The 19848-nt window shown below is 38.6% G+C and carries 20 protein-coding genes; 6 read left to right on the forward strand and 14 right to left on the reverse strand.

Annotated features, from left to right (window positions below; translation table 11 throughout):
• Positions 1-173 precede the first annotated feature (173 nt).
• Positions 174-1376, forward strand: a complete 1203-nt coding sequence (locus BLS38_RS12295; protein ID WP_143230139.1) for a glycoside hydrolase family 28 protein — start codon at positions 174-176, stop codon at positions 1374-1376.
• Between the two features lie 60 nt (positions 1377-1436).
• On the opposite strand, the gene rpsI is transcribed toward BLS38_RS12295, so the two are convergent.
• Positions 1437-1823, reverse strand: coding sequence for a 30S ribosomal protein S9 (gene rpsI / locus BLS38_RS12300; protein ID WP_092750039.1), 387 nt, complete (start codon positions 1821-1823; stop codon positions 1437-1439).
• Between the two features lie 12 nt (positions 1824-1835).
• Positions 1836-2264, reverse strand: coding sequence for a 50S ribosomal protein L13 (rplM, locus tag BLS38_RS12305; RefSeq protein ID WP_092750041.1), 429 nt, complete (start codon positions 2262-2264; stop codon positions 1836-1838).
• A 260-nt stretch (positions 2265-2524) separates the two neighbouring features.
• On the opposite strand from rplM, the gene pdxA reads away from it, so the two are divergent.
• The 3 genes from pdxA to BLS38_RS12320 are packed head-to-tail and all read left to right on the forward strand — an operon-like array spanning position 2525 to position 5176.
• A complete protein-coding gene (gene pdxA, locus BLS38_RS12310; RefSeq protein ID WP_092750043.1) occupies positions 2525-3496 on the forward strand; it encodes a 4-hydroxythreonine-4-phosphate dehydrogenase PdxA in 972 nt (323 codons plus the stop codon).
• A gap of 17 nt (positions 3497-3513) precedes the next feature.
• Positions 3514-4329, forward strand: coding sequence for a 16S rRNA (adenine(1518)-N(6)/adenine(1519)-N(6))-dimethyltransferase RsmA (rsmA, locus tag BLS38_RS12315; protein ID WP_092750045.1), 816 nt, complete (start codon positions 3514-3516; stop codon positions 4327-4329).
• 1 nt (position 4330) lies between these two features.
• Complete coding sequence (locus BLS38_RS12320) at positions 4331-5176, forward strand: symmetrical bis(5'-nucleosyl)-tetraphosphatase (RefSeq protein WP_171258592.1); 846 nt, start codon at positions 4331-4333, stop codon at positions 5174-5176.
• Here BLS38_RS12320 and BLS38_RS12325 read toward each other — a convergent pair.
• From BLS38_RS12325 to BLS38_RS13035, 4 genes are all read right to left on the reverse strand, one after another.
• Complete coding sequence (locus tag BLS38_RS12325; RefSeq protein WP_092750049.1) at positions 5173-5844, reverse strand: LrgB family protein; 672 nt, start codon at positions 5842-5844, stop codon at positions 5173-5175. The two genes, BLS38_RS12320 and BLS38_RS12325, sit on opposite strands and share 4 nt — an antisense overlap.
• Positions 5845-5856: 12 nt before the next feature.
• Positions 5857-6228: a hypothetical protein gene (locus BLS38_RS12330; RefSeq protein ID WP_092750051.1), complete on the reverse strand. Its 372-nt coding sequence runs from the start codon at positions 6226-6228 to the stop codon at positions 5857-5859.
• Positions 6229-6254: 26 nt separating this feature from the next.
• A complete protein-coding gene (gene hflX, locus BLS38_RS12335; RefSeq protein ID WP_092750053.1) occupies positions 6255-7589 on the reverse strand; it encodes a ribosome rescue GTPase HflX in 1335 nt (444 codons plus the stop codon).
• Between the two features lie 70 nt (positions 7590-7659).
• Entirely contained in the window at positions 7660-7797 is a 138-nt protein-coding gene (locus BLS38_RS13035; protein ID WP_171258591.1) for a hypothetical protein, read from the reverse strand.
• A 168-nt stretch (positions 7798-7965) separates the two neighbouring features.
• On the opposite strand from BLS38_RS13035, the gene BLS38_RS12340 reads away from it, so the two are divergent.
• Positions 7966-8751, forward strand: coding sequence for a lysophospholipid acyltransferase family protein (locus BLS38_RS12340; RefSeq protein ID WP_092750055.1), 786 nt, complete (start codon positions 7966-7968; stop codon positions 8749-8751).
• On the opposite strand, the gene BLS38_RS12345 is transcribed toward BLS38_RS12340, so the two are convergent.
• On the reverse strand, positions 8743-10272 hold the full coding sequence (locus tag BLS38_RS12345; protein WP_244518308.1) for a phospholipase D-like domain-containing protein: 1530 nt from the start codon (positions 10270-10272) through the stop codon (positions 8743-8745). The genes BLS38_RS12340 and BLS38_RS12345 overlap by 9 nt on opposite strands.
• Before the next feature lie 147 nt (positions 10273-10419).
• On the opposite strand from BLS38_RS12345, the gene BLS38_RS12350 reads away from it, so the two are divergent.
• On the forward strand, positions 10420-11427 hold the full coding sequence (locus BLS38_RS12350) for a metallophosphoesterase (RefSeq protein WP_244518310.1): 1008 nt from the start codon (positions 10420-10422) through the stop codon (positions 11425-11427).
• A gap of 189 nt (positions 11428-11616) precedes the next feature.
• Here the strand turns inward: BLS38_RS12350 and polA are convergent, their stop codons facing one another.
• The 7 genes from polA to BLS38_RS12385 form a co-directional block, all read right to left on the reverse strand.
• Positions 11617-14370, reverse strand: a complete 2754-nt coding sequence (gene polA, locus BLS38_RS12355; protein WP_092750057.1) for a DNA polymerase I — start codon at positions 14368-14370, stop codon at positions 11617-11619.
• 99 nt (positions 14371-14469) lie between these two features.
• The gene (locus BLS38_RS12360; RefSeq protein WP_092750059.1) at positions 14470-15339 is read right to left on the reverse strand and encodes a mechanosensitive ion channel family protein; all 870 of its coding nucleotides are present in this window, start codon (positions 15337-15339) and stop codon (positions 14470-14472) included.
• A gap of 8 nt (positions 15340-15347) precedes the next feature.
• Positions 15348-16169 (reverse strand): hypothetical protein, encoded by an 822-nt coding sequence (locus tag BLS38_RS12365; RefSeq protein ID WP_092750061.1) that lies wholly within the window; start codon positions 16167-16169, stop codon positions 15348-15350.
• Between the two features lie 71 nt (positions 16170-16240).
• Positions 16241-17071 carry a carbon-nitrogen hydrolase family protein gene (locus tag BLS38_RS12370; RefSeq protein ID WP_092750063.1) on the reverse strand — a complete coding sequence of 277 codons (831 nt, stop codon included), beginning with the start codon at positions 17069-17071 and terminating at the stop codon, positions 16241-16243.
• A 21-nt stretch (positions 17072-17092) separates the two neighbouring features.
• Positions 17093-17602, reverse strand: a complete 510-nt coding sequence (gigB, locus tag BLS38_RS12375; RefSeq protein ID WP_092750065.1) for an anti-anti-sigma factor GigB — start codon at positions 17600-17602, stop codon at positions 17093-17095.
• Between the two features lie 111 nt (positions 17603-17713).
• Positions 17714-18682, reverse strand: coding sequence for a PP2C family protein-serine/threonine phosphatase (locus BLS38_RS12380; protein WP_092750067.1), 969 nt, complete (start codon positions 18680-18682; stop codon positions 17714-17716).
• Positions 18683-18737: 55 nt separating this feature from the next.
• A complete protein-coding gene (locus BLS38_RS12385; protein ID WP_092750069.1) occupies positions 18738-19598 on the reverse strand; it encodes an MlaA family lipoprotein in 861 nt (286 codons plus the stop codon).
• Positions 19599-19848 lie beyond the last annotated feature (250 nt).

Genomic DNA, 19848 nt, shown 5'->3' on the forward strand with positions numbered 1-19848 from the left:
TTTACTTCAATCATTTAGCATACTAAAAATACGTTTTAAAAGCACGGGTTAAGCGGTTTCTTTTCTTTAATACAATCATGTAGGATTTGGTTCATTCGAAGGGTATTTTAAGCAAAAAATTATTTGGATATGTTGATATCATCTATCCATCACAGCATACTGGTTATAATGCTATGCCAAATTTAGCTCAATATACTTGTCTCTTTTGTTTGTGCTCTTTCAATTCATTAGGATTTGCACAAGATACGCGATCAGTGGTTGAACCGAAACAGCCTAAAATATGCCAAACATTATTTGCAAATAATGAGGACAGTACAAAAGAGATTCAGACTGCATTGGTGAGTTGTGTAAAAGGTCAAGCTGTGGCACTTAAAAAAATGGCTAATCAAAACGTCTTTTTAACAGGTCCTTTGCAGGTACCAACGGGAATAAGCCTAGAAATTGATTCAGGTGTGGTATTGCGTGCAGTCAACAGAAGTGTGGTTTTCGATCGAGGAAATCACAGTTGTGGCACGTTGGGCGGAGATGGAAATGGTTGTTTACCCATCATTACGTTTGACCATGTTTCTGAGAGTGGAATTTATGGCCAAGGTGAAATAGATGGCCAAGGTGATAAACAGTTACAAGATCAGCCATGGAGTTGGTGGCAGTTGGCAAGACAAGCACAACATTTACATGAAAAATATAGTGCGCCCCGCCTAATTCAAATCAACCATAGCCATAATCTGACTTTTTATCAGCTACATGTTCAAAATACGCCACATTTTGGATTAGTTTTTTCACAAAGCAGTGGCTTAACGGTATGGGGTTTACATTTAGATAATCCAAGTGATGCCAGAAATACTGATGGTATAGATATTAACTCCTCAGAAAATGTCACCATTACACGCAGTCATATTTCTACAGGCGATGACCATATTGCGATTAAAGCCAATATACATACAGGACCATCACGAAATATTTCGATCATCGATAATAATTTTGGTGCAGGGCATGGTGTGTCTATTGGTAGTGAAACACAAGCGGGTGTTTATGCGGTAGATATTGATGGATTATATATTCATGGTGCAGAAAATGGTTTGAGAATTAAAAGTGATCGTTCGGCAGCAGGTGAAGTTTCTCAAGTGTTATATAAAAATATGACTTTAGAAAATATAAAACATGCTTTGATACAAGATACTGTATATGAAAATAAAGCAGGAGATACACAGGCGAATTGGCATGATATTCAGTACCAAAATATTCAAATTTTGGGTAAATCACAGCTGGTTTTTAATGGTTTAAATGCAGTACAGCCATTACAGGTGAATTTGCAACAGGTGACAGGCTTAGATCATGTCGATTGGTTGGTGCAACGTGCAAGTATAAAAAAATAACAATATGTGTATAAAAAACCTCGGAAAATCCGAGGTTTTTTTCCAGCATCTGTAAACGAATTAACGTTTAGAGAACTGAGGACGTTTACGTGCTTTACGTAAACCAAGTTTCTTACGTTCAACTTCACGAGCATCACGAGTAACGAAACCAGCTTGACGAAGTGAAGATTTCAACGTTTCGTCAGATGCGATGAGTGCACGAGTAATACCGTGACGAATAGCACCAGCTTGACCACCAATACCACCACCTTTTACAGTGATGTAAAGATCGAATTTAGTTACAACGTCAAGTAACTCTAATGGTTGACGAACAACCATACGTGCAGTTTCACGACCGAAATATTGCTCTAAAGAGCGGTTGTTAATTTTGATGTTTCCTGTACCAGCAGACAAGAAAACACGTGCAGTTGCGGTCTTACGGCGACCTGTACCATAATTAGTAGCCATGTGCAGTATCCCTTAGACGTCTAAAACTTGTGGCTGTTGAGCAGTATGAGGGTGCTCGCTGCCAGCGTACACTTTCATCTTCTTGATCATTGCATAACCAAGAGGGCCTTTTGGTAACATGCCTTTTACAGCGCGTTGGAAGATTTCTTCTGGTTTATGTGCAATTAACTTTTCAAAGTTAGTTTCTTTTAAACCGCCTGGGAATTCAGTGTGGCGATAGTATTTTTTGTTCAATGCTTTCTTACCAGTCACTTGAACTTGTTCTGCGTTAATTACAACGATGTAATCACCAGTGTCAACGTGAGGTGTGAAAGATGTTTTGTGCTTACCACGTAAACGGCGAGCGATTTCAGTCGCTAAACGACCAAGAGTTTTGCCAGAAGCATCAACAACGAACCAGTCGTGTTGAACCTCAGCTGGCTTTGCGCTGAGAGTTTTCATCTACTACATTACCTATTATAGTTGGTTTGAACATGAGCGTGCTCAAACAATAAAAAAGTTGGGTATCTATGAAAAGATCATTTGACACCACAACATCAATATAAAATTGAGGGCACATTCTAGCTCAATCAGTACACAATGAAAAGTAATTTAGTTGTATTTTTTGATTGGATTTAGAAAAATACAACAGTGTTGATGTTCGCTTGGCGTATAATTGTGACAGTGAGTGTTTACATTGCAAAAATAGATAGGAAGATCCTATGAAACCGCTTTATGTGACCAGTGGCGAACCTGCGGGTATTGGGCCAGATATTTGTTTGTCTTTGGCAAGCCAAGTATATGACCGTCCTGTGGTGGTTTTAGCAGATTTGGACTTAATGCAAGCCCGTGCAAAGCAGTTAGGAATAAACATTGAGTGTATTATTTATACAGGGCAGTCTGTACCTGCACAACTCAATCAACTTTATATTGAGCCTGTTGTATTAAATGATAAGGTGCAAGCAGGGGAGTTGAATGTAAATAATGCAGGCTACGTGATAGAACAACTCAAACGTTCTGCTGAGTATGCTTTATCTGGAAAAAGTGTAGGCGTTGCAACAGCACCTGTACAAAAGTCAGTGATCAATGATGCTGGTATTGCGTTTAGTGGACATACCGAATTTTATCAAGAGATAGCAGGTGTGCCCCAAGTCGTGATGATGCTGGCCACAAATACACTGAGAGTGGCATTAGTGACGACTCATTTACCTTTAAAAGCGGTGGCAGAACATATTACAGCACAGCGTTTAACCCAAGTGCTTGATATTTTAATTCATGACTTGAAAGAAAAATTTAAAATCAATCAGCCCAGAATTTTAGTCTGTGGTTTAAATCCACATGCCGGTGAGGGTGGTTATTTAGGCCATGAAGAGATTGATATCATTAACCCTGTATTAATGGGGTATCGTGAGCGTGGCGAAAGTATCAGCTTAGCATTGCCTGCAGATACGTTATTTAGGCATGATTATTTAAAAGATGCCGATGCAGTGTTGGCAATGTATCATGATCAAGGATTACCTGTGTTAAAATCGCAAGGATTTGGTGAAGCGGTCAATATTACATTAGGTTTGCCGTTTATTCGCACCTCTGTTGACCATGGTACGGCACTGGGTCTAGCAGGTACAGGTCAAGCCAAAGCTTCTAGTTTACATGTGGCTGTAATGTTGGCATTACAGTTGGCACATGCTAAATAATTTGTTGGAATTTATATATGTATCAAATTAATGCCTTGAACCCAAAAGAAGAAGGGCATCAGGCACGAAAACGTTTTGGGCAAAACTTTTTACATGATCAGCGTGTGATTGCAAAAATTGTGCGTGCAGTACATCCACGTGATGGTGAAAATATTGTCGAAATTGGCCCCGGTTTAGCCGCTTTAACAGCACCGCTCATTGGCGAGTGTGATGCGTTAACTGTCATTGAGTTAGATCGAGATTTGGCTGCAGGATTACCAAAGCGTGTGCCTCATCCAGAGCGTTTAACGATTATTGAAGCTGATGCATTAAAATTTGATTTTACGACACTTTTTCAACCTGAAAAGCCGTTAAGAATCGTGGGTAATTTACCTTATAATATTTCAACACCATTGTTATTTCATCTTTTAACCTTTGGTGGCAATATTAAAGACATGCACTTTATGTTGCAAAAAGAAGTGGTAGATCGTATCACTGCTGTGCCAAATACCAAGGAATATGGTCGTTTGTCGGTGATGATTCAATATTACAGTAAACCTAGTTTTTTGTTTGAAGTCCCACCGGGATCGTTTAATCCACCACCTAAAGTCACGAGTGCAGTATTTCGTCTTGTACCGTATGAAACAAAACCAATTGTTGCGAAAAATGAAAAGGCCTTAGCTCGTTTGGTGGCACATGTATTTACGCAGCGTCGTAAAACCTTGCGTAATAGCTTAAAAGGTATGCTGTCTGACGATGCATTTGAAGTTACAGCAATTAACCCTATGGCACGACCTGAAACGCTGACTCTGGCAGAGTTTGTTTCACTCTCAGATCACATGCTTGAGGCTTAACATCATGAAAAAGTCGAATTATGTGATTGGTGATGTGCAAGGGTGTTATCAAGCATTGCTATTGCTGCTTGATAAAATTGCATTTGACCCATCACAAGACTTTTTATGGTTTACAGGTGACTTGGTCGCACGTGGTGAAGACTCTTTGTCTGCACTGCGTTTGGTTAAAAATTTAGTCACACAAGGCTGTGCAGCCACTGTACTGGGCAACCATGATTTAACCCTTTTAGCGTATGCTCGGGGGGTAAAAAAAATCAATAAAAAAGATCATGTCGATGATATTTTAAATGCAAATGATGTTTTTGAATTAATTGATTGGTTACGTCAGCAACCGTTATTTTTACGTTTAAATGAAAATACAGTGATGACTCATGCAGGTATTCCTCATATTTGGTCAATCACACAAGCTCAGGCTTATGCCCATGAGGTTGAAATCGTTTTGCAAGATCAAGATTGGCAAAATGTTGATCTTTTTTTAACTCAAATGTATGGTAAAAAGCCAAATATTTGGTCAGATGATTTAATGAATGAAGATCGCTTTCGGGTGATTGTAAATTATTTAACACGTATGCGTTTAATCGCTCGCGATGGTACGCTTGAGTTTAGTTTTAAAGAAAGTTTATCTGATGCCATGCCAGATGGGTTTACGCCGTGGTTTGAGCATAACCGAGCAGATCAATACTCACAGCAGATATTTTTTGGGCATTGGGCTGCATTAGAAGGACAGACACATCAAGCCTTAATGCATAATGTCGATGGTGGTTGTGTATGGGGTCATACGCTGATTGCGCAGCGTTTAGAAGATGGGCAGGTTTTTTCAGTACCTAATCCAACCATTCATATTTAGCCATGAATGAGAGAAAACGCAAGCGGTAACCAAATTGCTGTAAACACGCCGTTTACTGCCATGCCAAAAGCAGCATAACGCCCTGCAACAGGGCTACGTTGCCATGCTTGTACTGTGCCAATGGCATGTGCAGCTAGACCTAAAGCCAAACCAACGGCACGTTCATCGTGTACATTTTTAAGTACGACTGACGCAAAACCACCGCCAATTAAACCCGATAAAATGACAATCAAACTGACCATAGAAACCGGTGAGCCAATCAGCGCAGCAATATTGAGTGCAATCGGTGTGGTGACGGCACGTGTAGCAAAAGCTAAAACTGTCGGTTCAGATAGGTGGAATAAATAGGCTAAAATCATGGGTAGGCTCACAGCACTTAAGCTGGCAAAGCTTAGAATCCCAATGAGTGGTTTGAGTGCTAAGTCATCATAACGCATCGTTGCTAAAGGAATTGCAAGAGCTACTGTGGCATAACCAAGCAGATGGTTAAAAATATTTTGTGTGTTCGTGGCATAAATTTCGTAAGGTACACGTAAAATATATAAAAATGCCACGACTAAACACATACTGGTCACAATTACAGGAATACGGGGCAGATAGATGTTAATGCCTTTTGCGACAATGTACGCGATTAGAGTGATTGCAAAGCTATAAATAATCACGAATATTCCTTTAAACTTTTATAAAAAGCGTTTTGAAATGTGTGCATAAACCCATAGAGGTACAAGTGTGCTCACAAATAAGATGAGTAAAAAGACAGGTGTTTGTTTTCCCATGTGCATAAGAGTAATTAAAGCACCTGCACAAATGGGTAAAAAAGCAAAAGCACTTTCTTTCATAATTTTATTATTGGTATCGACCACACGAAGTGGCGAATGTTTGAATTTTCGCCATAGTGCCATACAGATGAGTAAGCTGATTAAACCGAGTAGGTTACCTAATTCAGGGTGATGAAGTTGCGCCATAATCCAAACCGCAACTTCCCGAAACAGTACAATGAGTAGTATATTGACAATCCATGCGGGCCAATCAATGGTATTTCGTTTTTTCATTGATGATTTGCTCTAGAAAAATAAGGCTAAGACATTTCTTTTTCAAATGCTTCGAGCGGTCTTTGAAATTGCTTTGCTTGCTCACCTAAAATATCTTCCATCGGTACATGTAGTTTTTTGATGGTTTCTTCAAGTTTTTGTGGGGCAATCAGAATGTCTAAAATCAGATTGCCAAAGTCATCATAGTGCTCGTCTTGTATCACATTTAAGTTATATAATTGTGTTTTGAGCTTACCGTATTGCGGTTTAATGTTTAGTTGAAACGGTTGTCTGTGACCGAGTAAACACTCTTGCACAGCTTGTTTGAGCAGGTCTAGCCCTTGTCCGCTATGGGCAGATACGTAAACACGTTCAGGTAAATCTGGCTTAGCATAAATAATTTTGGCATCTTCTGCACTTCGGTCAATTTTGTTGTAGACACGAAGCATTTGAATATCTGCCCCAATTTCTTTCAGCACTTTTTCAACGGCGTCAATTTGTTCCATCATTTCAGGGCTACTACTGTCAATGACATGTAGCAGTAAAGTTGCTTCAAGCGTTTCTTCAAGCGTGGCTTTAAAAGATTCGACCAAGGCATGGGGTAAATCACGTACAAAACCTACAGTATCTGCAAGGACTAAAGCACCAACACCATCCCATGATAAGCGCCGCAAAGTTGGGTCGAGAGTTGCAAAAAGCTGATCGGCTGCGTAGACATCACTTTGCGCTAAAATATTAAACAGGGTCGATTTTCCTGCATTGGTATAGCCTACAATAGATACAGTTGGTATAGCTGCTTTTTGGCGGGCAGCACGACCTTGTACACGTGTTTGACGTACTTTATCTAGCTTTTCTTTGAGCTGTCCCATACGTACACGAAGTAAACGACGGTCAGTTTCGAGCTGCGACTCACCGGGGCCACGTAAACCAATACCGCCTTTTTGTCGTTCTAAGTGTGTCCAACCTCGAACTAGACGGGTAGATAGGTGTTCGAGCTGTGCAAGTTCAACCTGTAGTTTACCCTCGTGGGTTCTAGCACGTTGGGCAAAAATGTCTAGAATAAGACCTGTACGGTCAATAACACGGCATTTGAATACTTTTTCAAGGTTTCTTTCTTGTGCAGGTGACAGTGCATGGTCAAAAATAACTAATTCTGCTTCAAGAGATTCTACCAGTTGTGCAATCTCTTCGGCTTTTCCTGAACCAATAAACAGCTTCGGGTCTGGCTTTTGTCGCTGAGCCGTGATCTGTTCTAAAATTTCTGCACCTGCAGATTGGGCGAGAAGTTGAAACTCTTCTGCATCTAGGTCTTGTAATATTTGTACGTTTACGTGAACGAGTATGGCACGTTCACCGCCTTCATGCCGATCAAAGTATTCCACTGATTGAGTTACCACCTAAGGTTAGTTTAGACTGCTTAAAAAGTGTAGCATTAGGCGTTGTAGAATACACTTATAAAATTGTTGAAAATATTTTGCAGACCAGTAAAAATGAACCAATGTACAAAATAGAGCAACCAGCAATAATTTTTAGCTGGTACATTGCATTTTGTGGCTTCATTTTTTCTGTTGCATGATTTACAGTATTCATAACTTTTGCTCCTACCTTTAATAAACTTATTTTATTAGAATCGAACAATTAAATGAAATTGAAAAATATAATGGTTTTATTCGATTGTTTGAATGGTAGATCAAAAAAATAAATTAAATAAATTTTTGCCTGTGTTGTACGTTAATGATGATAAATAAAATACAAAATATGTTCGATTTAGGAAAGCGTAATGTTGCACGTGCTTTTCACTATAGTAAAAAAGTGAGCCATGGCGTAACCGTTATGGGAGAAGGCTTTTTTGTGGTTTATAAAAACCAGCTATATAAGTCACCAAACAACCCTGAAAATACGAAATATATTCAATGGTTCTGTCGAAAAATGTGTGATGTATTTAATTTAGACATTCAAGTACATGGCCAAGTAAATCGTAATACAACGGCTTTATGGGCGAGTAACCATGTGTCTTGGTTAGATATTTTAGTACTGGGTTCAAGTGCACGGGTATTTTTTTTGGCAAAAGCTGAAATTGGCACATGGCCAATTGTGGGGCAGTTGGCTAAAAGTGCTGGCACATTGTTTATCAAGCGCGGTTCGGGCGATTCAAATAAAATCCGAGAGCAAATCAGTACATTTTTAAAACAAGATATTCCAGTGTTGTTTTTTCCTGAAGCCACGACTTCAGATGGTACGAAAATTAAGCGTATACATGGTCGTATTTTGGGTGCAGCTTTAGCTGCTGAAAAGCCTGTGCAATTGGCTTTAATTTGCTACGTTAATCAAGACGGGCACTTAGATCAGATTGCACCCTATTATGGTGATGTGAGTATGGCTGAGCATGTGCAAAAGGTATTAGAAATGCCAAAAGTAACGGCACATGTGATGTTTATGCCTATTATTTCTGTAGAAGGGCATGATTTAGACAGTTTAACGGCAATCGTGCAAACAACAATGAACGAAGGTTTGCATAGCTTGCACCAAAAAGTATTACATTAAACCTTCTATCGGAAGTAAGGAAATCATTTTCAAGCCACCTTGTTGCCACCATTGCATACTTGGTTCTTTCGTATAATTAATTTGGCCTACAGGTGTATCTGTGATCCAAGTGATCTTTTGGTCTGGTGTTAGAGTCAATTTGTAGCTGTAACTATTAATATCTTTTGATAGAGCTTGGTGAATGTCTTGCGCTAAGGGTTTGCTATACAGTAAGACACCAATTTCAGCATTGAGTTTTGCTGACCTTGGGTCTAAATTGAATGAACCAATAAAAACCTGTTGATCTACTGCCATCATTTTTGCATGTAAGCTCGATCTACTGAGCGTTTTTAAGCTAATTTTAGTGTCACGAGAAACATTTTTAGTATAGGCCTTGAGCGCTTTGTCACTTAACGTGGGTAAAAACTCATACAGTTGTACGCCATTTTTGAGTAAATCTGTTCGATATTTCTGATAAAAAGCATGTACGAGCCAGACGTCATTGGCTTTGAAAGAGTTGGTGAGGACTCTGACCTTTACGCCCTGTTGCACCATACTGCTGAGTAATTCCACCCCTGCTTTTTCTGGAACAAAATAAGCAGATACAATATCTAAATTTTCTTTGGGTTGTTCTAAGTAACTGGCCAACTGGGTTTCTAAGTAGTCTTGTGGTTTGGCTTGATTGTGTATTTTACTTGGGTTGTCATGGACTACTTTTGCTTTCACCCAGTCCAAATCAAGCTCATGGTATAGCCATTGGTTAAAGGCATGAGAGTGGTTTGCAAGGTCTAAGTAATTTTGTACGCTGACTTTCTCATAATGTGTGGTGAGTTGTTTTTTTAAGCTATCATATCGTAATAAGTGCTGACGAGGATTCACAATCTGTTGTACAGGATATGCGTACGAATCATTCCAATAGTCATCAAATGAATGGCTAATATCATTGACTGCTTCACCGACCAATACCACGTCTAAATCTGAAAATTGATAATTGTCACTCGTGTAATAATATTGATTACTCATATTACGACCACCAATGAGAGCAATACTTTGGTCAACAACAAAGCTTTTATTGTGCATACGGCGGTTTACACGTTTTAAATCGAGTAAAATGTCAAGCGCACGTAGGTTTCTAAATTTATAAGGGTTGTATAGTTTAACTTCTATGTTGGCATGTTGACTTAATGCAAGAAAAATACCTTCCATTTCTTTGGCATTGTTATCGTCAATTAAAAGCCGTACTTTAACACCACGGTCAGCGGCTTGAATAATTTCATACAGTGCCAGTGCACCAATTTTGTCGTTATCCCAAATGTAATATTGTAAGTCGAGCGTTTTTTGTGCTTTATTAATTAAGTTTAAGCGAGCAGCAATTGCTTCTAATGGGTCAAATAAAAGGTGATATCCTGTAAGGCCTGCGTGGCTCTGTTTGAGTGGCGTAACCAGTTGCGAAAGTTGTGTCTGAGAAGTATCAAAGTCTGTACTATACAGCGCTTTCGTTGCTTTAATAGGGGGTAGTGTGCTGCATGCACTTAGACTCATTAAAATACCAAAGGTGTATATTCCCCGCACAGCAGTTTTTTGAAATGTTGATAAAGTTGGTATATACATCATATCTTTGAAATGAGCCTATGGTGAGTCGTGTGTCTGTCTAGCTTAAACTTAATTTACCCTGATCTGAGGTAAAGTGTGTTGGATTCTAGTTTGTTTTTTCAAGTATTGTATATTATTTTTGCTGTGTTAACTGTTTGGGCAGTGGCTATGTCTTGGTACAGCCAAGCTAGAACACTCACAGTACAACCGGTCAAATCTTTTATTCATTTATTGGTCTGGTATTTGTGTTATTTGCTATTTCCTATATTTTTCATGTTGCTATATGCATGGATTGATGGCGTATTGTCATGGTGGGGTGCATGTATTGGTTTAACGATTACATTGTGGCTCGGCTATGCTCGTTTTATAGAGCCTCATACTTTGGTGGTTAAATATACAGATTACGATTTAACAGAGAAGAAAAATACATCACCTTTAAAAATTGCATTGATTGCAGATTTACATATTGGCTTATTTTCGGGTTCAAAACGACAAGTTCAAACCATTGTTCAACGTATTCAACAAGAGAAACCAGATATTGTTGTGGTTGCAGGTGATTGGACATATGAGCCGACACATCATTTAGCAGATCATTTGGCAGCATTTCAACAGTTAGATATACCAGTGTATTCAGTCAATGGTAACCACGATGAAACCTATCCGGGACCTCCAATTTCAGAGCTATTAAAATCAGGGCTTTCATCACATCGTATTATCGACATTGAAAATAAAATGATTGAATTGAATCAGGTAAGATTGGTCGGCGTAGGGGATTTGTGGGCAGGTAAAGCAGATATGCAATTTATTGCACAGTTACCACAAGATAAACCCTATATTATTGTTTCACATAATCCAGATACAGTAGATATGGTACCAAAACTGGCCTATAAGCCACTGATGCTTTCAGGGCATACGCATGGTGGTCAAGTTGAAATTCCATGGTTTACCAATAAAATGATGCAGAATAAATCTCGTTTAGGACATAAACGTGGGTTATATGAGCACGAATATGCCAATGTATATGTGACTGTAGGTACAGGTATGGTCGGCGTACCTTTTCGTTTTCGTGTACCCCCAATGATTGATATCATAGATATATATTAGTTGTAAAAAAATGCCCTTTTAAAAGATTAAAAGGGCAATCTATAAGTTTGTTGACTGGAGGGATTCAACAAACAAAACACAGATTAAATTTTGCACTAAGCCATGATCATTTCATGGCATAGTTAAGATAGTAGCAGATCAAATCAGCGATGCATCTATTTGCAATATTTTGTTGCACTAAATTCTCATTTAGTGGGCTTCATCCCAGTTTTGTCCGTGTCCAACATCAACATCAAGCGGTACAAGTAAAGGGTGTACAGAAGACATAATACGAGCTATTTCAGGAATAAGAGTATCTATTACATTGCTATTGGCTTCAAAGATTAATTCATCGTGTACTTGTAAGAGTAGTTTGATTTGATTTTTTGGTAACTGTTTTTCAACCTCAATCATTGCCAATTTAATTAAGTCGGCTGCGCTGCCTTGGAGTGGTGCATTAATGGCTGCACGTTCAGCAGCTTTTCGTATCATGACATTACGGGCATTAATGTCAGGTGTGTATAAGCGTCGGCCAAGTACTGTTTCAACATACCCTTGTTCAAGTGCTAATTGTCTCGTTTTTTGCATGTACTCGTAAATGCCAGGGTAGCGATTAAAATACTGTTTAATATAATCTCTCGATTCTTCACGTGTAAAACCGAGTTGTCGTGTGAGTCCAAACTCAGACATGCCATAAAGTAAACCAAAGTTAACTGCCTTAGCTTGACGACGTTGGTTCGAAGTTACATCATTTAAAGCAATACCGAGTACTTCAGCCGCTGTTCGCTTGTGAATGTCTTGTCCTTGACGAAATGCATCGATCAATGCTTCATCTTGTGAAAAATGTGCCATCAGACGTAATTCAATTTGCGAATAATCGGCAGCAATAATGGTTTTGCCTTCGGGGGCAACAAATGCTTTACGGATTTGGCGACCAATATCACTGCGAATAGGAATATTTTGTAAGTTAGGGTCAGACGATGACAAGCGCCCTGTAGTTGTTACTGCTTGATGGTAGCTGGTATGCACACGTAACGTATCGTTGTGTGCTTGTTCTACTAGTCGGTCCGTATAGGTACTCTTGAGTTTGGCTAGACCACGATATTCTAAAATAATTTCGGCGAAAGGATGCTCAATTTTTTCAATCACACTTTCGCTGGTACTGTATTGTCCAGAGGCCGTTTTTTTACCACCTTTTATACCTAACTTGTCAAAAAGGACTTCACCGACTTGTTTTGGTGATGCTACATTAAACGTTTCACCTGCAATTTCTATGGCACGTTCTTCAAGTGACTGAATGGTTTCTGAAAATTCTGCACTTAATTTTTCTAAGAACACCGGGTCGAGTTGTACACCACGTTCTTCCATTTGGGTAAGTACTGCAGCAACAGGCATTTCGATATGGTGTAAAATATGGCCTAGCTCGGGTATGACTTGTAACTTTTGACTGAGTACTTCATGTAAACGATAAGTTACATGTGCATCTTCTGCTGCATAGTGGGCAGCAGTATCTAATTCAATTTGATTAAATGTTTTTTGCTTGACGCCTTTGCCTGCAATTTGCTCAAATGTCGTACTTAAATGGCTGAGGTATAAACGTGCAACATCATCCATGCCATGACGAGTTGCAGTTGAGTTAAGTACATAAGAGGCCAACATGGTATCGAAGTACCAGCCTTGCAGGGTCATACCATGATTGGCAAAAATGTGAGCATCATATTTTAGGTGGTGACCAATTTTTTTAATGCCTGGATTTTCAATGATCGGTTTAATTTGGTTTAAGACCATGTCACGATCGAGTTGTTGTGGTGCACCTTCATAGTCATGGGTAAATGGTACGTAGTAGGCATCTTTTGCATCAAATGCAATTGAAAAGCCAACCATTTCTGCCAACCGGTAATCTAAAGAGGTTGTTTCAGTATCTATCGCAAATTTGTCTGCACTTTGCATTCGTGCAAACAGTTTATCCCAGTCTTCTGCAGTGAGTACTGTATGGTACGTGGCTTGTCCCAATAAATCATCAGTGCTAGTTAGTGTTGCTTGGTCTTGATCTGTATTTTGTTCTTGGTTTACCGTAATGTTTTGCTGTTGTTGATAAGTCTTTGTATTCGGATTATTAGGGTGATCTAAGGATTGAAGCTGATTACGAAACTCAAGTTCAGTATATAATTTACGTAGTTCATTATTGTTTTGAGGCTGTAGTTTTAAATCATCCCACTCAATAGACAACTCTAAGTCACAAACAATACTGGCCAGTTGATGGTCAAGTGCAATACCATCTGCATATTCAGCTAAGTTTTTACCAACACGTCCTTTAATGTTAGCTACATTTTCTAAGATTCCACCAATAGAGCCATATTCTGTGAGTAGTTTGGCTGCTGTTTTTTGTCCAACGCCAGGTACCCCCATAATGCCGTCAGATGCATCTCCCATGAGCGTTAAATAGTCGATAATTTGGTGAGGCCATACGCCAAATTTCTCAAAAACGCCGTCAACATCGAGTACACGCTCTTTGAAACTGTCTTCAAGTTTGACATTTTCATTGACGAGCTGTGCCATATCTTTGTCGCCTGTAGAAATCAATACCTGTTGATTTTCACGTTCAGCATGTTTAGTGAGTGTTCCAATAATATCGTCTGCTTCTGCTCCAGCAAGACTATATAGCGGAATACCTAAAGCACGAATAATGGCGTGTAGATAAGGGATTTGCTCAGCCAATTCATCTGGCATGCTTGGACGGTTGCCTTTATAAATAGGAGATAAAACATGACGAAAAGTAGGTTCAGGTGTGTCAAAAATCACTGCCATATGCGTAGGTTGAGTACGACGCATGAGTTTTTGTATAGCAGAGATTGCACCACGAATAGCGTTGGTATGTAATCCTGTAGATGTGGTCAGTGGAGGAAGTGCATGATATGCCCGAAACAAAAAATAAGACCCATCAACTAAAACAAATGGTGGCATAACAAAACTTCCTCAATAAAATCTGAGTGTATTTTACGTTAAAAAATGGTCTATAGGCAGATTCAATGTATAGATTGGTACAATAAAACGGATACTCAATTATTGTTTTGGCGCTATATCCGCCAAAGGGTCTTGTGCAAAACTAATTTTAGGCACAGGAATTTCAATATCATGTGCAATAAAGCTATCACGAATACGTTCTAAAATTTCATCCTTTACTTGACCGTAGTGGCTTTGATGACACCAAACAAAAAAATTAAGCTGTATAAACGACTCAGCGAATTCGGTAACAGCCATGTGGGGTTTAGGGTCATCTAAAATCAAAGGGTGATGAAATGCTGTAGAAATAAGGACTTTACGAACTTTACTTAAATCTTCTTGGAACGAAATAGGTACGGACAGTGGAATTCGCCGAATGGGGTATTTAGACATATTATAAACAGGTGTTCGAATGAGCTGTTCATTCGGTACGCGAATATAAATATTGTCCAGTGTGAGTAATTTTACAGACAGTAAATCAATAGAGATTACTTCACCTTCAATCACTTGTCCGCGTATGAGCGACATTTGAATCATATCGCCGACTTCAAAAGAACCTTCACCAATTAAAAATAAACCACTAATCAGGTTTGTTGCGGAAGTTTGTGAAGCAAAACCAAGTGCAACCGTTAAAATACCTGCGGCACCTAAGAAAATACTAACCTTGAAACCAGCTTCTTTGAGTGCGGCAATAATAAAAAATAGAAAAATGGTATAAAAAATACCTCTTCGCCAAACCATCCGTTGATGTGCGTTAAAACGTAACCCAATGGTGCGAATAAACATGTTCGAGACCAGTCGAGCACTCATAAATCCGATTATGCATAGTAATGCAGCAATAAAGAGCTCACTGACACGATCTAAGCTAAAAGAGGTAAATAATGCCTTTATACTTGAAATAAGGTCTTGTGGAATTTGTGTTTTATCCATTATTTTGCCTAGAAAAAAGAGTCAAACATGTTAAATAAAACACCACCGGGTGATCTAGGCGCATGCATATACATCACTTCACCAGCACGAGGCGGGGTACGGTTTTCTATTTTAATACGAGGTAGCCGATCTGAAGAGTCGTGCATCACTTTAATGTGTGAAGTCCACAACCGATTGGTACTTTCACTGTAAAATAAAGGTAATGCTACAATTGGTACATTCATTCGATCAAAACGTAGTTGTTCATGGCTCGTGTTCTGAAAAATGACTGGTGTGACTGCTCTAAATAAATTATGTCTTAATTTATCTAGATCTGTACGACCATTGACCTCAGTGGCGTAACATAATTCACCTTTGCGAGTATCTGGTCCAAACCATGTTTCTTTAGGTTGAATAATAGGCATGTCAAATAGAGGCTCTTCTTGGCCTTCAGCAAACCCGACGAGCCATAGCGGTGTTGTGACATAGAGCAACCCTTTTTGACCAGCAGGTACATAGATTGGTTCTACGGGGTGAATAACAACAGAATGATCCGCAAGCTTGGGCATCAATTGTAATTGAGGCTGTGTTTTTCTAAACATATAGCGTTCAATATGTACTGGCTCTGGTAACATGAATTCAGTATCTAAAATTTCATGCCAACCCATTTCATCATCATGCTGTAAAACAGGTCGATGATATTCCATGCGCCACTCTTGCGCATGGCGAGTGATTCGCAAAATGAGTGAGCCAAATTGCCAAGTTCTAGGAGTATCTATTTCGAAAATATATTCACCCCACCAAGAAGAGGCTTCAGTCGATTGATTTTTGTTTATAGAGTCAACGCTCACAGCTACCCCATTTAAATTTTATCTATTCTGTAGCATATCTTAAAAAGTGATGGACTATACAGTATTTAAAATTAAAACTGATCTTTTAATAAGCGATGGTGTTGTATGAGTGGCATATTATGTCTTATTAATTGTTGTGTTTTTAGATCAATATTTGCATGAACTACATGGTTTCCTGCATCAGTTACCTGACATAAAAGTTCACCATAAGCATTTACTATACTTGCGTGTCCCCATGTTTCACGTTTCTCGCCATGTAAACCTTGTTGTGCTGCGCCTAGTACCGCACATTGTGTATCAATTGCACGTGCTTGTAATAACATTTGCCAATGTGCACGACCTGTTGCAAAAGTAAAAGCAGCAGGTGCAGTCAGAAAGTCTGCATTTTTATGGCGTAAAGCTAAGGCAAGTTCAGGAAAGCGCAAGTCATAACAGACCATTAATCCTAAATTGCCAAAAGGTGTCTTGGCAACAACAATATCACTACCTGCTTCAAAGTGTGCGGATTCTTTATAGCCACCAATCGCATCATTGACCATTACATCAAATAAATGAATTTTATCATAGCGAGCGACAGTGCCTTCAGGGGAAATACATAGGCTTGTAGTACGTACTTTGTCATCTGGAACAACATCACCGTTGGGTCGAAAAGGACAGGGGATTGTGCCTGCAACAATCCAAAGTTGATAGGTATGTGCTATATGCTCTAAATAAGATTGAATGTATTCAAACTGCTCGGCAGTTTTTCTTTGTTGGCCAGGTGCAAAACAAGCAAAGTTTTCAGGTAAAACTAATAACTGCGAGCCTTTTGAATGACAAGATATCGCTAACTTTTTAACGTGAGATAAGTTATCTTCAATTACATTTTGAGATGTCATTTGTGCAACAGAAACGAGCGCCATACTCAACATCCTATAAAGATTTTAATGGCTACATTTTAAAGCATCTTGTTCTTTTTCTAATTGTTTTACGAGAGGTTCAAACACATTTTTATTACTACGATTCAGTTGACATAATGTTTTATGTGCATCTAAAACAGTCGTAAGCATTGCCTTTTGCGTTAAATCGTCATCAGGCAAAACTTTGGTACATACACGGGTTTCTTCATTGCATGTTAAAATTGCAAATACCTGTCCAAGTCCCATGCTATTTGCCAATGTAGTAATATCTGGATTGGTCGAAAGCATTACGCTTTGAATGGCATGCTTTTGTTTTAACTTAATACCAAGCTTCGCTAAAATACCGAGCACAGTACTGTCAATAAAGGTAGTTTGTGTGAGATCTACAACAGCACTCACCATATTTGTAGATTGTTGTTCAATCTTACCCAATAGTTTGTCTAGGCTTATACAAGACTGCGCACGTACTTCTCCAATAATTTTGAAAAAGTGAGTACCATTTAAGCTTGCATATTCAACATGACCTGTTGACATATATATGCCATTTCTTGAAAGGGAGTGTATAATTATCCCACAGCCTATAAATATACTCAAGAGGGCGGTATGTTAAAGTCACATTAATTTGTTTAATATACTGATATATAACTATTTTTCACGAATGATGCTGAGTATTGCCATATCATCCACAACGTGATCTGGCGCAATAAAATCACCATATTCGAGCTGCTTGACCAATTGTTTGAATTGCTCATTGACTCCACCTTCAAACGCTTCTAGTACGCCATCAGAGCAAACAATAAAACGTGAATTTTTAGATAAAACACACTCAAATTCTTCAATATCTAAATCTTCTGTTAAGCCTAAAGCAAAGCTACTGGTATTTAAAACGGTGGGCTGATTTGTACCATTAAATAAAATAGCAGGAGGGTAATGTCCAGCACTTGACCAGCGTAAAGTATGTGTTTCAAAGTTTAAAACACCTGAAATCATTGTAATATGTTTTTCTATATCCTCTTGAATTAACATACCATTTAATTTTTTAATTAACTCGCGTGGGCGCTTGGAGCTACCATGAAAAGCAGCCATCCATGAAGTAAGTAAACTACTCGCTACGCCATGACCTGATACATCCGCTAAGTAAAAAATGACTTCTTTGTCACTAATTTTCCAGTAGTCATACCAATCTCCAGATAAATAAGCTGAAGGTTTAAAAAAAGCATTTATGGCATAACTTGGAATATCTATAGCGTCAGGGAGTAGTTTTTTTTGTAAAATTGCTGCCGTTGGTAAATCTCGACTATCTTGGTTTCTTTTATATTGAGCGTTAATTTGGCTGAGTTGCTCTAGCGGTTGTTTAGGAATTTTGTGCCAAATCCAACCTGCTAGAGCACCCAGTTGCCAGGCCTCGGCCAAAGCAGATCCTTCGTGCTCGAATGCAACCACAACAGTTGGACTTTGCCATTGGTATTTTAAAAAATCATGTACATCAGAGATTCTTACAACATTTGGATCACATTGATCAAGATCTTCGATCAAAACAACTGTAATACCAGGTAGTGCCTTTAAAACAAAATCAAGGTGGGATACCGTGCGAGAAGGCTGAATAAAATACATAAATATTAAAAATACCTAATAAAGAAGCAAAAATAAACGTATATATTTAAATAAATTAAGGTGAGCTAGTGTCGTCTACAAAAGAAACACCCTCGTTAGGATTCCCTTGTTTTTCTGCAATCACAAACTTATTACGTTGCAAGTAAGCATCACGTAACGCAGCATACTTGTCACCTTGAAGTGCGTTTTCGACATCTAAGAAAGAGCTTCTTAAATCAATTGCACCTAAAGCAGTATCTGTCCAGTAAAGTCCATCATAATCTTTAGACATATATTTCTGGGGGCGTGCTTGACGGTCCACAGCCCAGCCTAATCCATCACGTAAAGTACTTGGACCCAACAAAGGTAGCATTAAGTAAGGACCAGATGGCACATGATAATACCCTAAAGTTGTACCTAAACTTTCATCTTCATAGTTTAGGTTCAAGCGCTGTGCAGGATCTGCAAGTCCTAAAGTGGTTAAAGTATTTAATGTAAAACGACCAAGCGTTTTTAATGCTTTTAGAGGCTTCCATTGCACCAATTGATTCGTTGCATTCCAAGGCTCACCTAAGTTATTCCGAAAAGAACGATAAGAGCCACGCACTTCAGAAGGTACTTTCTCTTTATATTGAACAGCAATAGGGCGTAATATGTAACCATCTAAAGTATTATTAAAAGCATAAACTTTTCTATTTACAGACTGAAATGGATCTTTAACTGGATCTGGTTGAGATGCACTTGCATCTACTGCCAAGGTTTTTCCAAAGTGCTTAATTTGCATTTGTGCTGATTCAGTAAGACTTAACTGATCCATAGTTAAGTTTTGTTTATTATCAGGAGTATTTGAAGGTGTTTCTGCATGGACAGCACATGATAGAAATAATGATAATGTGAGTACAGATATTTTAATTTGTTTATTAGACCGATTGTACATGTCATTGAATCCAAAATAACACAGAGAATATATTCTAGTTTATAGCATGCATCTATAAATGGGGCAAAAACATCATAAATCTTTATAAAATGTTTAATTTACTTGATTAGTGCCTAATAATTATTCATATGAGGTTAAATCGAGTAAAAACCGAGCATCTGAATGAGATAATTAAAGAAAGGTATTGCGTTAGGAGATTATTGATCTATAATGCGTATCCATCGGCGGTGCTGTTGAGAGAAACTTCTTG

It is taken from the genome of Acinetobacter boissieri (assembly GCF_900096955.1).
GTDB classification, from domain to species: domain Bacteria; phylum Pseudomonadota; class Gammaproteobacteria; order Pseudomonadales; family Moraxellaceae; genus Acinetobacter; species Acinetobacter boissieri.

What these genes read in the sequence shown, in the direction of transcription:
- gigB (WP_092750065.1), bottom strand. Translation starts at nt 17,602, where the DNA reads ATGTCAACAGGTCATGTTGAATATGCAAGCTTAAATGGTACTCACTTT.
- pdxA (WP_092750043.1), top strand. Translation starts at nt 2,525, where the DNA reads ATGAAACCGCTTTATGTGACCAGTGGCGAACCTGCGGGTATTGGGCCA.
- BLS38_RS12295 (WP_143230139.1), top strand. Translation starts at nt 174, where the DNA reads ATGCCAAATTTAGCTCAATATACTTGTCTCTTTTGTTTGTGCTCTTTC.
- rsmA (WP_092750045.1), top strand. Translation starts at nt 3,514, where the DNA reads ATGTATCAAATTAATGCCTTGAACCCAAAAGAAGAAGGGCATCAGGCA.
- BLS38_RS13035 (WP_171258591.1), bottom strand. Translation starts at nt 7,797, where the DNA reads ATGAATACTGTAAATCATGCAACAGAAAAAATGAAGCCACAAAATGCA.
- rplM (WP_092750041.1), bottom strand. Translation starts at nt 2,264, where the DNA reads ATGAAAACTCTCAGCGCAAAGCCAGCTGAGGTTCAACACGACTGGTTC.
- BLS38_RS12370 (WP_092750063.1), bottom strand. Translation starts at nt 17,071, where the DNA reads ATGGCGCTCGTTTCTGTTGCACAAATGACATCTCAAAATGTAATTGAA.
- BLS38_RS12330 (WP_092750051.1), bottom strand. Translation starts at nt 6,228, where the DNA reads ATGAAAAAACGAAATACCATTGATTGGCCCGCATGGATTGTCAATATA.
- BLS38_RS12385 (WP_092750069.1), bottom strand. Translation starts at nt 19,598, where the DNA reads ATGTACAATCGGTCTAATAAACAAATTAAAATATCTGTACTCACATTA.
- polA (WP_092750057.1), bottom strand. Translation starts at nt 14,370, where the DNA reads ATGCCACCATTTGTTTTAGTTGATGGGTCTTATTTTTTGTTTCGGGCA.
- rpsI (WP_092750039.1), bottom strand. Translation starts at nt 1,823, where the DNA reads ATGGCTACTAATTATGGTACAGGTCGCCGTAAGACCGCAACTGCACGT.
- BLS38_RS12340 (WP_092750055.1), top strand. Translation starts at nt 7,966, where the DNA reads ATGTTCGATTTAGGAAAGCGTAATGTTGCACGTGCTTTTCACTATAGT.
- BLS38_RS12360 (WP_092750059.1), bottom strand. Translation starts at nt 15,339, where the DNA reads ATGGATAAAACACAAATTCCACAAGACCTTATTTCAAGTATAAAGGCA.
- BLS38_RS12380 (WP_092750067.1), bottom strand. Translation starts at nt 18,682, where the DNA reads ATGTATTTTATTCAGCCTTCTCGCACGGTATCCCACCTTGATTTTGTT.
- BLS38_RS12345 (WP_244518308.1), bottom strand. Translation starts at nt 10,272, where the DNA reads ATGAGTCTAAGTGCATGCAGCACACTACCCCCTATTAAAGCAACGAAA.